Source organism: Halomonas sp. AOP12-B1-6 (genome assembly GCF_052379225.1).
Lineage (GTDB): Bacteria > Pseudomonadota > Gammaproteobacteria > Pseudomonadales > Halomonadaceae > Vreelandella > Vreelandella casei.
The window spans coordinates 516,557-529,631 of sequence record NZ_JBQSYK010000003.1 but is presented as its reverse complement, the minus strand read 5'-3'; the positions used below and the strand labels follow the sequence as shown (position 1 = coordinate 529,631).

Sequence of the window (13,075 nt, the reverse complement as noted above, 5' to 3'; positions counted from 1 at the left end):
GGAGGCACGCAGCAGAGGGCTACTCATTCGGTTGCGCGAATACGCTCTAGAAGCTCACTACCATACTGCTCGGCATAGCGCTCGTAGGCAGGCTCAACAGCCTCCCGGAACTGCTCGTAATTAATCTCGGTGACGACTTCCATGCCATTACTACGCAGCAACTCCACACCTTCCTCCTCAATGCGCTGGACGGCATCGCGTGAGGTTTGGGCAGCTACTTGTGCGGCTTGGCGAAACCAGCCCTGCTGCTCTTCATTGAGATCATCCCAATATATTTTCGACATCACTAATGCTGTGGGGGAGTAAACATGGCCTGTGAGCGTTAGGTAGTCCTGGATCTCCCACATGCTGTTTACCGTTAGAATGGGAATCGGATTTTCCTGGCCATCGATGGTGCCCTGCTGAAGGGCTGTAATGACTTCTGTCCAGGAGATAGGTGTTGGTGCAGCGCCTAGCGCCTTGAAGGTTTCAAGATGCACCTGATTTTCCATGGTGCGGATCTTCATGCCTTCCATATCTCCAGGTGTTTCAACCGGGCGCCTGCTATTGGTCAAGTGCCGAAAGCCGTTTTCGGCCCATGCCAGGCCAATCAAGCCTTCGTCTTCAAACTCGTCCAACAACGACTGGCCAATCTCGCCATCGAGTACTTTGTGGGCGTGGTCGTAATCGCGAAACAGGAAAGGAAAATCGAGGGCGTAAACAGAGGGTACGAAATTGCCGATAGGACCGGTTGAGGTCAGTGTCAGCTCAACAGAGCCGATTTGCAGCCCTTCCAGGACGTCTCGTTCACCGCCTAAGGCGCTGGCAGGGCGCAGGTTGATTTTAAACTCTCCGTCGCTAAGCCGGTCTACCTCGTCAGCAAACGCTTGACCGGCTTCGCCATAATGGGAGTTAAGCGGGGGTGTGAACGCAAGGTTCATCTCTTGTACCGCAAAAGACGAAGTACTAGCAGCCAGAGCAATGGTGGCGGCGATGGCGGCAGAGACTTGGTTGAGTCGGAAGGTCATCATCTTATACTCCAAATTGTTGTAATTAGTGTTGGTGTGATGTTGCTAAAGCGTTGTTAAGCAAACAGGGTCAGGTGATACGGCGAATGCTTTCGGCAATTTCTTCAGGCTCAAATACGCGCTTCCAGTCATCACGCATCAATTGCGGTTTACCATTCTCAATCGCCTTGTTGCAGGCATCGGAGAAAACGCCTGGCTGCTCATCGAAAATAACGGCAGCCAGAATATTCATGTGGCCTAGCAAGAAGTCGCGTGCGCACTGCTGGTCAACGCCGCGGGCGACGACTTCGTCCATTGCTTCCCGCATGACCACCAGTAGCGTGGCGCATACCGTTTCCGAAAGACCAGGTTCAAGAAGTGCCATCTGTTCGACTGTGACACGGTGAGAGCGAACAACCGGTGCATAGATGGTCTTAGCAATCGCTTCGCCCAGTGGATAGAGTTCTTCAGGTCCTTGCATCAGCGCATTGACAATGTGTTGCTTAGCCTTGGCCCCGCCAAAGTAATCGCGCTTGGCATCTAGATCTGTTTCATCATTGAAGATCGGTGGGTGGCAAGGGTGCGTGACGAAGTAGACCAGATCGTCACGGTTGGGCAGGTGGCCAGCAAAAGGGGCGGCGGCATCGAGTGTAATGACCATAGTGCCGCTGGCCATTAGTGGCGATAGTTCTTCAGCAACGCGCCCCACCAGCGTATCTGGAACCGCTAGTATCACCACCTGAGCATCAGGCACAGCCTGTTGGGCATCTACGCAACTGATACCCAGGCCTTCTGATAGGCGCTGGCGACCAGCGTCACTCAATTCCACATGGCTGACGGTGTAACCTGACTGTTTTAAGTTGCTCGACAGGCGGTAACCCATTTTTCCGCCTGCGCCGATAAGGGCAATGTTGGTCATAGAAGACTCCAGTGAAGGTTTTGTATGGCGTTAGCGATAAGTTCGCTGAGGTTTAAAAGGGTAAGTTTTTTGCTCAGTAACTGGTATGATGACATAATATCTATATCAGTCTGTCAAATGCTGCTTTGGTCGTATTTAAGTAAATTTTGCCAATTTTCAGCACAACAGCGCTAGACTGTTGACGTTCATTGGATAACCAAGTCGCTGTGTGGCTTGTGAGGAGAAATTGCCGTGCAACCAGCCCCTAAAATTACTCGTCGCAAGCTGTCAGATGAGGTGTTTGATCGGCTTTATGAAATGGTAGAGTCGGGCCAATACAAGCCTGGAGATACGCTACCTTCTGAGCGCGAGCTGATGGACCGCTACGGTGTGGGAAGACCGGCAATTCGTGAGGCGATGCAAACGCTTGAACGTATTGGGCTTGTCGAAATTAATCACGGCCAGCGCCCTAAAGTACTGCAGCCGACGGCGATGGGACTGATGTCGCAGATTGATTTAACCGCTCGTCATATGCTCGCTAGCTCGTCTCAGTCGCTTGAACAACTGAAAGAGGCGCGCACATTCTTTGAGCTGGGTATGGTGGAGAAGGCGATAGGACAGGCCTCTGTGGCAGACATTGCTCATTTGAGAGAGTTGTTAGAGCAACAATGCGGGCATTTAAATGGAGATGCTCAAGCCTTTATCGAGATCGATATGGCGTTTCATACCGCCATTGCCGGAATTACTCGTAATCCGATTTTTATAGCAACTAGCCAATCCATGCTGGGTTGGCTAGCGCGATTTCATGCTAGTTTGCTGCACTGGGAAGGCAACGAGGACATTACCTTGCTTGAGCACGCCAAAATTATTGACTGTATCGAGCAGGGGGAGAAGGCGGCTGCCGTAGAGGAAATGCGCAAACACTTAGAACGCGCGCGGCTGCTCTATTGCTTGAATAGCTAACCCGAGAGCGAAAGAAAGAACAGAATAAGCGGTGGGGAGAGCAGCGAGAGGATAAACCCGCTGACCACGGCAATGGGCACGCAGGCTACGCCGCCGTGCTGCTGGATCACGGGCAGCGTGAAGTCCATCGAGGTTGCACCGCCGTAGCCGATAGCAAGTGCGGTGTGGCGATGAATCACCAGCGGAATCAAGATAAAGGCGAGAAGCTCGCGAGTGAGGTCGTTGAAAAACGCTACGCCGCCCATTAGCGGGCCTAGCTGGTCACCGATAAGAATGGCGGAAAGTGAATACCAGCCAAAGCCTGATGCCATGGCAAGGCCTTCATTCCAACTCAGCGACAGCAGCGGGGCGGCGACTAAGCCGGCGAGCAATGAGCTGAGCGCTAGCGTAACGGCAATCGCCAGCCCCATCTTGTTAAGCAGTATCTGTTTTAGCGGCATGCCGGAATTGCGCAGCTGACAGCCAATCAATATCAGCAGCACATAGAGCACCCACTCGGCGAGTAAATCAGCGGTGTTGAACAGCGTTTCGCCAACGTAGGGGCCTGCCAATAGGCCAGCGGTAACGCCACCGGCCACCACCGCGACCAGCCATAGCGAGCCCTGCATCGCCGCTAGCTTGCTGGTGGGGGCATTTTTTACCACCGGTGAATTAGCGGTATGCAGAGGCAAGCGCTGCGATAGCCACCAAAGCGCCGATAGGTTAAATAGCGTGGTAATGCTAAACAGCAGCAGCGCATTGCCGCCTAAGCGAGAAAGCTGGCTGATGAGATTTTCAAGACCCGCCAAGCTAATACCCATAAACAGCAGAATCAAATAAACCGAGCCGCTAACGGCCCGGTTTATTTGGCTCTGTACGCGGGTAGAACGAACCGGAACCAGGTAGCCCAGTATCAGCGGGAGTAAAACAATCAGTAAACCCGAAAGCATTTAGGGTGCCGTGCCCCCATTTGGATTGAAGTTAGTTAATGTCAGCTGTGTTTCGCGGCTACCCTCTTTTTGGTATACGGCTGAGAGAATCAGGCCGGGCCAGTCGGGGTGAAAGCTGAGTTTTAGAAGGCGATCAGGCTTCTCAATATCAATCAGAGAGACTTCCAGTGCCTCAAACTCACCGGCGGGTAATCCCATGCTTGTCGGGTCGGTAATGAGTTGCTTCTCAACATAGTACTGAAAATGCTCATCGCGCCCTTTGTTATCCACAAACTCAATCTCGCAGGGCGTGCTTTCGGTGCAGTTTTCGTGACCCGCACGTCTTGACAGGTCAAACAGCGCCGTTTGACGGTCCAAGGTGGGTATCTCACTCTCGTTTAGCTGATAGCTATCGCCCATGCCCAGCAGGGAATAGCTGCTGCTATAAAGCAGTGAGTGAGCGGTGTCGTCGCGGAGTGAAAAGCGACTGAGTTCCTGGCCGCGCACGACGGCAATCGAAAAGCGCATATCGCTTAACCAATGACTACCTTCGTTAGACAGCCGATGCGTAATAGTGGCGCCAGGCCAGCCGCGAACTTCAAGCCGGTACTGGGCTTCAAAGGGCTGCGGATCCTTAAATGTTGGCTCGTTTTGCGCTAGCGCCACAGCGCTTGAAAAAAGCCCAATCAGGCTGAGTGTCGCTCCTGCCAACCGTTGGGCAGCGGATCGTGCTAAGACATTGACCAAAGGCCCTTCCTCCAAAAAAACGTACCGTCTTAAGAGCCTTTCGCTAGTACTTGGTTCATCGAGCGCCAGTATATCGGGGCTGGGGGCTTGCGTCAGTAGCCCGCATCAGGATTAACCGTTGTAAGGTGATCGCCCGCTTCAAAGGCATGTAAATAGGAAATCACCTGATCGATAGCATCGTTAAGCGGCGTAGGACCCGCCATATGAGGCGTGATGATAACGTTAGGATGCTGCCAAAGCGGATTAGTGGCGGGCAGCGGTTCTTCGTGGAACACGTCCAGGAGTGCCCCCCGGATGTGGCCCGGCTGGCCAGCGTGCCCCAGCGCTTCGAGCAGTGCCTGTTCATCAATCAAGCTGCCGCGGCCGGGGTTAATAATGCTGGCCCCTTTAGGCAGCAGGGCCAGCCGCTCGGCGTTGAGAATGTTTTTCGTAGCGGCGGTGTCAGGCAAAATAGTGATGAGGCTTTGCACCTGGCCAAGCAGCTCAGTTAGCCCGTCATCGTCGTGAAAACAGTGCACGCCGCTGATTTTTTTGGGCGAACGGCTCCAGCCCAGTACCGGAAAACCTGCCTGCTGTAGCGCGCTGGCGACGAAGCTACCAATCGCGCCGAGACCTAACACCCCCACGGGCCACTGAGATTTTTCCACGACCCCTTGTGGTTGCCACGTAGCGCTTTGCTGCTGCTCTGCGTAGCGGTCCATGCTGCGATAGAAATGCAGCACGCCATACAGCGCATAGTCCGCGATCAGGTCGCCCATGCCTGCATCGCGCAGCTTTACAATCGGTACGTTGCTGGGAAGCCCGGGCGTTTTAAGCAGATGGTCCACTCCCGCGCCTAAATTAATGATGCCTTTGAGCTGGGTCTGCTCCTGCAGTAAATGAGCAGGCGCTTTCCAAATGGCGAGGTAGTCTGCGTGTTTGCGCTCTTCCGCTGGCGCCTCGCTGGTCAGTACGGTGGCCTGGGGTAACGCTTCAGAAAGCGCTGCTTGCCACTGCGCAGCCTCATCAATGTGTACGACAATTTTCATCTCGTCTCCCGTTATCTAAGCATGTGATGACTCAGGCTATCATGGTGAGCGATCAATACCGTTGCAAGCTCGCATAGCCCGAAGAGTGCGCATAGTCCGAAGAGTGCGAAGAGTACGAATAATGTGATCATATGCACTTTTTGTCATAAAGCCTTTGACCGCCAACCAAGGGTGGGTGCTAGTATCGGGTCAAGACGACATTGGCGGGGCTGCTGCGGCGGTAGTCAGGTCGATCCTGTGGCTCAGCGTTGCATGCCTTTTTAGGCCCAGCGCTGGTTCTTGGTGATCTTTAATGGCGAGTTGCCCGATGACTCAGGTTTCCCTGCCTTTCGCGCGCGAAGAGTACGCTAGTCGCCTGTGGAAAGTGCGCGCCGAAATGGCCAGTCGTGGTATTGACGTATTAATCGTCAGTGACCCTTCTAATATGGCTTGGCTGACCGGCTACGACGGCTGGTCGTTTTATGTGCATCAGTGTGTGCTGGTGGGCCTTGAGGGCGAGCCTGTATGGTTCGGGCGGCGCATGGATGCTAACGGCGCCCTGCGTACCTGCTGGATCGATCCTGACAACATTACTTACTACCCGGATTACTATGTACAAAATCCGGATATGCATCCCATGGAGTATTTGGCGCAGTCGATCATGCCTGATCGCGGCTGGCATCTGGGTGTAGTGGGTATGGAGATGGATAACTACTACTTCTCCGCCAAGGCCTATTTAAGTCTGCTCAAAGAGCTTCCTCACGCGCGCTTTATGGATGCCAATGCGCTGGTGAACTGGTGCCGAGCGATAAAATCGCCCCAGGAAGTGGCTTACATGCGCATTGCCGCCAAGATTGTGGAAGGCATGCACTCACGTATTTTAGAAGTCATCGAGCCTGGCCTGCCGAAAAGCAAACTGGTGTCAGAGATTTATCGCGTCGGCATTGAAGGTTTTGTGGATGAAAACGGCAAAGTATTTGGCGGTGATTATCCCGCCATTGTTCCTATGCTGCCCACCGGCAAGGACGCCGCGGCGCCTCATTTAACCTGGGATGACACACCCTTTCGTAAAGGCGAAGGCACCTTCTTCGAGATTGCCGGGGTGTTTAAACGCTACCACGCGCCTATGTCACGCACGGTATTTTTGGGTACACCGCCCACCGATTTTATCCGCGCTGAATCGGCGCTGTTAGAAGGCATTGAGAAAGGTCTCGCCGTCGCTAAGCCGGGTAACCGCACCGCAGATATCGCCATGGCGCTGGGGGCTGCGATGGACAAATACGGCTTTGACCGCGGCGGCGCCCGCTGTGGTTATCCCATCGGCATCTCTTATCCGCCTGATTGGGGCGAGCGCACCATGAGCCTGCGCCCCTCGGATGACACTATCCTGCAGCCCGGCATGACATTTCACTTTATGCCGGGGCTTTGGGTAGAGGACTGGGGTCTAGAAATTACCGAGAGTATTTTAATTACCGACGATGGTTGTGAAACGCTGGCCAATTTTCCGCGCCAGCTATTTGTGAAGTAATTATTAATGAGCGTCGCGGTTAAATAAATTGTACCCCGCCACCTAAAGGAATTTTTCATGACGATGCGACCAAGCCCTATTGCCGCCACCGTTGATTTTGATGCCGATGGCGTACAGCACGGTTTTTTAAAGCTCCCGATTTCCACCGATGAGTCCGCTTGGGGCGCGGTGATGATCCCCATCACTGTGGTGAAAAATGGTGATGGCCCGACGGCGCTGCTGACCGGTGGCAACCACGGCGATGAGTACGAAGGCATTACCTCGCTGCTGAAGCTCTCTTCATCGTTGCAGGCGCAAGACGTAACGGGTCGCGTGATTATCGTTCCGTGCATGAACACGCCCGCGGTCATGGCGGGTAAGCGCACTTCCCCGATGGACAAAGGTAACCTGAATCGCAGCTTTCCCGGCGACCCTAACGGTAGCGTTACGCCGCAAATTGCCGACTACTTCACGCGCGTACTGGTGCCGATGGCGGACGTAGTGCTTGATCTGCACTCCGGCGGCCGCACGCTGGATATTCTACCGTTTGGCGCCTCTCACGTGCTGGATAATAAGGCCCAGCAGCAGTCCGCTTTGGAAGGCGCAAAAGCCTTCGGCGCTCCGTACGCAATGGTGATGTTTGAGCTGGATGCGGAAAAACTTTTCGACACCGCCTGCGAGCGACAAGGCAAAGTGTTTGTGGCCACTGAGCTTGGCGGCGGCGGTACGTCTACGCCCCAAAGCATGGCGATTGCCGAGCGCGGCGTGCGTAATTTCTTAATTCACTATGGCCTGGTAGAAGGCACGGTTGATATGCCGGCAGAAGGGCAGGTCTACCTGGATATGCCCGATGCTAGCTGCTACGTACAGAGTCAGCACTCCGGTGTGTTAGAGCTGTTGGTCGCATTAGGGGATGACGTTAAGAACGGCCAAACGATTGCGTACGTATACGATATGACCCGCAGCGGCACTGATCCGGTTGCTTATAAAGCAGAGCGCGACGGTATCTTAATGGCGCGTCGTGCGCCTTCGTTAATCAATATGGGGGACACCCTGGCGGTGATTGCCGATGTTGTTGAACGCCTGGAGGCGTAACGCCCGGCATGATGAAACTTGATCGTTTTGACCTGAAAATTCTCGACATTCTCTCCCAAGACGGGCGAATCACTAAGTCGAAGCTGGCCGAGGCGATTAATCTCTCGATCAGCCCCTGCTGGGAACGCGTAAAGCGCCTTGAAAAGGCTGGCATTATTGAAGGCTACAGCGCGCGTATCAATAGCGAGGTGCAGGGGCCTCGCAACCCGGTATGGGTTCAAATCGAACTGAAGCAGCATAACGCTGAAAGCTTTGCTCGCTTTGAAGCGCTGGTAATGGAGACGCCAGACGTAACGGAATGCGTGGCGGTTGGCGGCGGTGTGGATTACCTAGTGAAGTTTGAAGCCCGAACCATCGATAGTTATCAGCGTCTGATGGATAAGTGGCTAGTGTCTGAAGCAGGTATAGAACGCTATTTTACGTATATTGTGACTAAAACCGTCAAGCACGCGCCTATTGGTATCGATACTGACGGTGTCATTTAATAAAGCGCTTACTTTTTATTGCGAACCACCAAAAAAAACCACTGTTAAGCGCCCGCTGACAAAAAAAGTCGCGTGATAAGCCTTGGTTTTCAAAAACACTTCGTGGCTACTCTCCGTTAACCTCTATGCATTCGATGGCAAGGCTGATGAGCGCTTGCTGACAATGCCACACAGCTATTGCAGTGCTCGGTTAGCCAGGCTGCATGAGGAGAGGTTTCCATGACCACACTATCGACCACGCTTGCCAAGCGCCTGGAAGATTCGCGACTGTTTCGGCAGTACGCCTATGTGAACGGTAAATGGACCCACGGCGAAGGCGGTCGAGAAGAAGCGGTTTATGACCCTGCTACCAATGACACTATTGGCCATATCCCACTGCTTGAAGCCGCGCAGATTACGGCCGCTGTTGATGCTGCTGACGCTGCTTTCGTGCAGTGGCGGGCGCTACGAGCCGACGAGCGCTGCGAGCGTTTGCTAGCTTGGTATGACCTGATTCAAGCCAACCGTGAAGACCTCGCTACGATCATGACGCTGGAGCAGGGCAAGCCTTTGCCCGATGCTCGCGGTGAGGTCGAGTACGGCGCAAGCTTTGTGCGCTGGTTTGCTGAAGAGGGCAAGCGCACCTACGGTGAAACCATCCCCAGCCATATTCCGAATGCGTCGTTGGGCACTATTAAAGAGCCTGTCGGCATCGTGGCGATGATTACGCCCTGGAACTTTCCGCTGGCGATGATTACGCGTAAAGCCGCGGCGGCGCTGGCGGCTGGCTGCCCTGTGATCGTCAAGCCTGCCAATGAAACGCCGTTCTCGGCGCTGGCGTTGGCGGAGCTGGCTGAGCGCGCGGGGATTCCGGCCGGCATTTTTAACGTTGTACTGGGTGACCCTGCGGAAGTCTCGAAAATCCTCTGCGCCGAGTCACGTATTCGCGCGCTCTCATTCACCGGTTCCACTCGGGTGGGGCGGCTGTTGATCGAACAGAGTGCGCATACCGTTAAGCGGCTTTCTTTGGAGCTGGGTGGCAACGCACCGTTTATTGTTGGTCCAGATATGGATCCAAAGCAGGCTGCCTACGCGGCGATTGACGCCAAGTTCCAAACGGCAGGGCAAGACTGCCTGGCGGCCAATCGCATTCTGGTACACGAGTCGATCCATGATGAGTTCGTAGAGCAGTTCAGCCAGCGTATGGCGGCACTCACCGTAGGCAATGGCCTGCACGGCGAGATAGATCTTGGCCCACTAATTCACCGTCAGGCGGTGGAAAAAGCCGCTGCGATTGTTGATGACGCTGTTTCTAAAGGCGCCACCATGATTGGCGGTGATCAAAGCAAAGCGCCAGGTGAGAACTTCTTTATGCCGGTACTGCTAACCGGCGTCACGGCGAAGATGAAGGTGTGGCGAGAAGAAAACTTTGCCCCCGTGGCAGGCATTACCGCCTACAGCACGGACGATGAAGTCATTGAAATGGCCAACGACACTGAGTACGGGCTTGCCGCCTATGTCTACACCCATGATATACGCCGTATATGGAAGCTGATGCGGGCGCTGGAGTACGGCATGGTCAGCGTTAATTCAGTAAAAATGACCGGCCCGCCGGTGCCCTTTGGCGGTGTAAAACAGTCAGGCCTAGGGCGCGAAGGCGGCGCCACGGGTATCGATGAATATCTGGAAACGAAATATTACTGCCTAGGCGCGCTGGGTTCAGCGTCTGGCAGCTAGTCGCCAAGTTGAAAACAATTTAAAAATACCTTCCCCGTCATGCGGGGAGGCTTACTGTACAGAGAGAACGCTATGAGCTTGCATCAGGATTTAATCGAACGCGACCGTAAAGTTACCTTCCATGCGTCTACCCACCTGCGTGACTTTGCTCACGGTGATTTGCCGGGCCGTGTGATTACCGGCGGTAAAGGCATCAATATTGTCGATAAAGATGGCCGCGAGTTTATCGACGGCTTTGCGGGCCTCTACTGCGTGAACATTGGCTATGGCCGCACCGAAGTTGCCGAAGCGATCTATAAGCAGGCTTTAGAGCTTTCTTACTATCACACCTACGTGGGCCACTCTAACGAGCCTCAGATCGAGCTTTCCGAGCGCATTATTAAAATCGCGGGCATGAACATGTCCAAGGTTTACTACGGTATGTCCGGAAGCGATGCCAACGAAACCCAGCTTAAAATTGTGCGTTACTACAACAACGTGTTGGGTCGCCCACAGAAGAAAAAAGTCATCTCGCGCATGCGTGGCTACCATGGTTCGGGTATTGCATCGGGTTCGTTGACTGGCCTGAAGGCGTTTCATGATCACTTCGATTTACCGATTGACACGATTCGGCACACCGAAGCGCCGCATTACTATCTGCGCGCCGCCGAACAGCACGGCATGACGGAGCTAGAATTTTCGGCCTACTGTGCTGACAAGCTAGAAGCAATGATTCTGGAAGAAGGCCCGAATACCGTCGCTGCCTTTATCGGCGAGCCGGTACTGGGTACGGGTGGGATCGTACCGCCGCCGGAAGGTTATTGGGATGCGATTCAAACCGTGTTGAATAAGTACGACGTGCTGTTGATTGCCGATGAAGTGGTGTGTGGCTTTGGCCGTACCGGCTCTGACTTTGGCAGCCATCACTACAACATGAAGCCGGATCTGGTCACTATCGCTAAGGGCTTGACCAGCGCCTATCAGCCGCTTTCTGGTGTGATTGTCGGTGAAAAAGTGTGGCAAGTGCTTGAGCAGGGCACCGGTGAATACGGCCCTATCGGCCACGGCTGGACCTATTCTGGCCATGCGCTAGGCTGTGCTGCCGCGCTTGCCAATCTGGATATCATCGAGCGTGAGAACTTGGTGGGTAACGCCGCTGAAACCGGCGCTTATTTTCAGCAACAGCTAAAAGCTAACTTCGAAGGCCACCCGTTGCTGGGTGACGTGCGCGGTGTTGGCCTAATGGCCGCGCTAGAGTTCTCGCCTGATGCTAGCCAGCGCCTGCATTTCGAGCCAGCGCTCAAAGTCGGCCCGCGCGTTGCCGCTGCTGCCATGGAAGAGAACCTGATAGCTCGGGCGATGCCGCAAGGGGATATTCTTGGCTTTGCGCCGCCGCTAACCATTAACCGTGGCGAAGTAGACGAGATGATTGGTCGTGCCAAGCGCGCCATCGACCGCGTTACCGATGAGCTTACGCGCTCAGGTGATCTTAAAACCGGCAAACAAGAAGCTGCGTTTACGGTTTGATAACCTGCTTTAGCCGCTTAAACGCCGCAGCCCAGCGCTGCGGCGTTTTTATTTTTGAAGGGGGCGGCTATGCTTAATACTCTTAATGTTGAATTCAGCCGTAAGGTAAGCCATTCGATAGTGAAGGAGTAGCCAACGATGCAACCGGTATTAGCCTTTGATGTATACGGCACGCTGATCGATACCCAGGGAGTCACAGTTGAGCTAGAAAGGCGCTTGAAGGATGCTGCTAAAGTAGATGAGTTTGCCCGCCGTTGGCGCGACAAACAGCTTGAATACAGCTTTCGCCATGGCCTGATGGGTGCCTATGTGCCGTTCTCCGAATGTACGCGCGAAGCGCTAGTGTTCGTTGATCGTGCGCTGCATACCGGTCTTTCTGATAATGACCACGATCACCTAATGGCCGTATATGGAGAGCTGCCCGCTTTCGACGATGTAGTGCCAGCGTTGGATCAACTTCGCGGTGCGGGCATTCGCTGTGTGGCATTTTCGAACGGCACTGCAGACGCCGTATCTAAACTGCTCACCCGCGCAGGCGTTGAGAACCACATGGACGATGTCATTAGTGCCGACGAAGTGAAGCGCTTTAAGCCCGACCCCGCCGTGTATTCGCATTTGCGTAGCCGTTTAGAAACCAGGCCTGAGCAAACGTGGCTGATTTCCAGTAATCCGTTTGACGTGATTGGAGCAACCCATGCGGGGTTGCGCAGTGCCTGGATCCGCCGCAGCTCCGATGCGCCTTTCGACCCATGGGGAATAGAGCCGGATATGACAGTCACTGATTTAGAAACACTGGCTGATCGACTTATTGGTTAGGTTGGTAACCCGCTTCAACAAGTCGCATAATGACGTCCAATTACTGCCTTAGGATACGAACATGTCAGAGAAAATTTACTGCGTTGCTGGCTTTAAGCCTAAGCCGGGCAAAGAAGAAGCGGTATTCAAAGCGCTTCAGTCATTAGAGCCGAATACGCACCGTGAAGACGCCTGCATTCACTACACAGTGACGCGTCAGATCGATAACCCCTTCGCTCAGGGCACCGGCTACCCGATCGTTTTTCATGAAATTTGGGCCAGCCGTGAAGAGTTTGAAGCCCACTGTCAGCGTAAAGAGATTCAGGATTTCTTTGCTAAGCACGTTGAATCGCCGGATGGTGATATTGAAGATGCCAACGTGTGCGTCTATACCGATGAACCCTTGAATTTTGACGCGCCGAAGGTTTAATTTTAGCGTGTAGATTAGGCCTAACAGCAACG

The 13,075-nt window shown here is 54.0% G+C and carries 13 protein-coding genes; 8 read left to right on the top strand and 5 right to left on the bottom strand.

Annotated features, from left to right (window positions below; translation table 11 throughout):
* Window positions 1–23 precede the first annotated feature (23 nt).
* Complete coding sequence (locus tag ACT3TR_RS11530) at window positions 24–1,010, bottom strand: TRAP transporter substrate-binding protein (protein ID WP_444625141.1); 987 nt, start codon at window positions 1,008–1,010, stop codon at window positions 24–26.
* Between the two features lie 67 nt (window positions 1,011–1,077).
* Complete coding sequence (locus ACT3TR_RS11525) at window positions 1,078–1,905, bottom strand: phosphogluconate dehydrogenase C-terminal domain-containing protein (protein ID WP_217990275.1); 828 nt, start codon at window positions 1,903–1,905, stop codon at window positions 1,078–1,080.
* A gap of 231 nt (window positions 1,906–2,136) precedes the next feature.
* On the opposite strand from ACT3TR_RS11525, the gene nanR reads away from it, so the two are divergent.
* Window positions 2,137–2,847: a transcriptional regulator NanR gene (gene nanR, locus ACT3TR_RS11520; protein ID WP_444625142.1), complete on the top strand. Its 711-nt coding sequence runs from the start codon at window positions 2,137–2,139 to the stop codon at window positions 2,845–2,847.
* Here the strand turns inward: nanR and ACT3TR_RS11515 are convergent.
* The 3 genes from ACT3TR_RS11515 to ACT3TR_RS11505 form a co-directional block, all read right to left on the bottom strand.
* A complete protein-coding gene (locus ACT3TR_RS11515; protein WP_444625143.1) occupies window positions 2,844–3,776 on the bottom strand; it encodes a lysine exporter LysO family protein in 933 nt (310 codons plus the stop codon). The two genes, nanR and ACT3TR_RS11515, sit on opposite strands and share 4 nt — an antisense overlap.
* A complete protein-coding gene (locus ACT3TR_RS11510; protein WP_225734289.1) occupies window positions 3,777–4,502 on the bottom strand; it encodes a hypothetical protein in 726 nt (241 codons plus the stop codon). It lies immediately after the preceding gene.
* A 92-nt stretch (window positions 4,503–4,594) separates the two neighbouring features.
* Window positions 4,595–5,530, bottom strand: coding sequence for a 2-hydroxyacid dehydrogenase (locus tag ACT3TR_RS11505; protein ID WP_096278414.1), 936 nt, complete (start codon window positions 5,528–5,530; stop codon window positions 4,595–4,597).
* A gap of 307 nt (window positions 5,531–5,837) precedes the next feature.
* On the opposite strand from ACT3TR_RS11505, the gene doeA reads away from it, so the two are divergent.
* The 7 genes from doeA to ACT3TR_RS11470 all read left to right on the top strand — a co-directional run bounded on the left by doeA (window position 5,838) and on the right by ACT3TR_RS11470 (window position 13,043).
* On the top strand, window positions 5,838–7,037 hold the full coding sequence (gene doeA / locus ACT3TR_RS11500; protein WP_096278416.1) for an ectoine hydrolase DoeA: 1,200 nt from the start codon (window positions 5,838–5,840) through the stop codon (window positions 7,035–7,037).
* Window positions 7,038–7,094: 57 nt separating this feature from the next.
* Window positions 7,095–8,111: a N(2)-acetyl-L-2,4-diaminobutanoate deacetylase DoeB gene (gene doeB, locus ACT3TR_RS11495; RefSeq protein ID WP_444625144.1), complete on the top strand. Its 1,017-nt coding sequence runs from the start codon at window positions 7,095–7,097 to the stop codon at window positions 8,109–8,111.
* 8 nt (window positions 8,112–8,119) lie between these two features.
* The gene (locus ACT3TR_RS11490) at window positions 8,120–8,596 is read left to right on the top strand and encodes an Lrp/AsnC family transcriptional regulator (RefSeq protein ID WP_096278420.1); all 477 of its coding nucleotides are present in this window, start codon (window positions 8,120–8,122) and stop codon (window positions 8,594–8,596) included.
* 219 nt (window positions 8,597–8,815) lie between these two features.
* Window positions 8,816–10,312 carry an NAD-dependent succinate-semialdehyde dehydrogenase gene (locus ACT3TR_RS11485; protein WP_096278422.1) on the top strand — a complete coding sequence of 499 codons (1,497 nt, stop codon included), beginning with the start codon at window positions 8,816–8,818 and terminating at the stop codon, window positions 10,310–10,312.
* A 72-nt stretch (window positions 10,313–10,384) separates the two neighbouring features.
* Window positions 10,385–11,818, top strand: coding sequence for an aspartate aminotransferase family protein (locus ACT3TR_RS11480; protein ID WP_444625145.1), 1,434 nt, complete (start codon window positions 10,385–10,387; stop codon window positions 11,816–11,818).
* 138 nt (window positions 11,819–11,956) lie between these two features.
* Window positions 11,957–12,634 (top strand): haloacid dehalogenase type II, encoded by a 678-nt coding sequence (locus ACT3TR_RS11475; protein WP_444625146.1) that lies wholly within the window; start codon window positions 11,957–11,959, stop codon window positions 12,632–12,634.
* Between the two features lie 61 nt (window positions 12,635–12,695).
* Window positions 12,696–13,043: a putative quinol monooxygenase gene (locus tag ACT3TR_RS11470; RefSeq protein ID WP_444625147.1), complete on the top strand. Its 348-nt coding sequence runs from the start codon at window positions 12,696–12,698 to the stop codon at window positions 13,041–13,043.
* Window positions 13,044–13,075: the final 32 nt, after the last annotated feature.

Excerpts from the sequence above, each read along its gene's own strand:
- doeB (WP_444625144.1), top strand. The coding sequence starts at position 7,095 with ATGACGATGCGACCAAGCCCTATTGCCGCCACCGTTGATTTTGATGCC.
- doeA (WP_096278416.1), top strand. The coding sequence starts at position 5,838 with ATGACTCAGGTTTCCCTGCCTTTCGCGCGCGAAGAGTACGCTAGTCGC.
- ACT3TR_RS11525 (WP_217990275.1), bottom strand. The coding sequence starts at position 1,905 with ATGACCAACATTGCCCTTATCGGCGCAGGCGGAAAAATGGGTTACCGC.
- ACT3TR_RS11475 (WP_444625146.1), top strand. The coding sequence starts at position 11,957 with ATGCAACCGGTATTAGCCTTTGATGTATACGGCACGCTGATCGATACC.
- ACT3TR_RS11470 (WP_444625147.1), top strand. The coding sequence starts at position 12,696 with ATGTCAGAGAAAATTTACTGCGTTGCTGGCTTTAAGCCTAAGCCGGGC.
- ACT3TR_RS11515 (WP_444625143.1), bottom strand. The coding sequence starts at position 3,776 with ATGCTTTCGGGTTTACTGATTGTTTTACTCCCGCTGATACTGGGCTAC.
- ACT3TR_RS11530 (WP_444625141.1), bottom strand. The coding sequence starts at position 1,010 with ATGATGACCTTCCGACTCAACCAAGTCTCTGCCGCCATCGCCGCCACC.
- ACT3TR_RS11505 (WP_096278414.1), bottom strand. The coding sequence starts at position 5,530 with ATGAAAATTGTCGTACACATTGATGAGGCTGCGCAGTGGCAAGCAGCG.
- ACT3TR_RS11485 (WP_096278422.1), top strand. The coding sequence starts at position 8,816 with ATGACCACACTATCGACCACGCTTGCCAAGCGCCTGGAAGATTCGCGA.
- ACT3TR_RS11480 (WP_444625145.1), top strand. The coding sequence starts at position 10,385 with ATGAGCTTGCATCAGGATTTAATCGAACGCGACCGTAAAGTTACCTTC.
- ACT3TR_RS11490 (WP_096278420.1), top strand. The coding sequence starts at position 8,120 with ATGATGAAACTTGATCGTTTTGACCTGAAAATTCTCGACATTCTCTCC.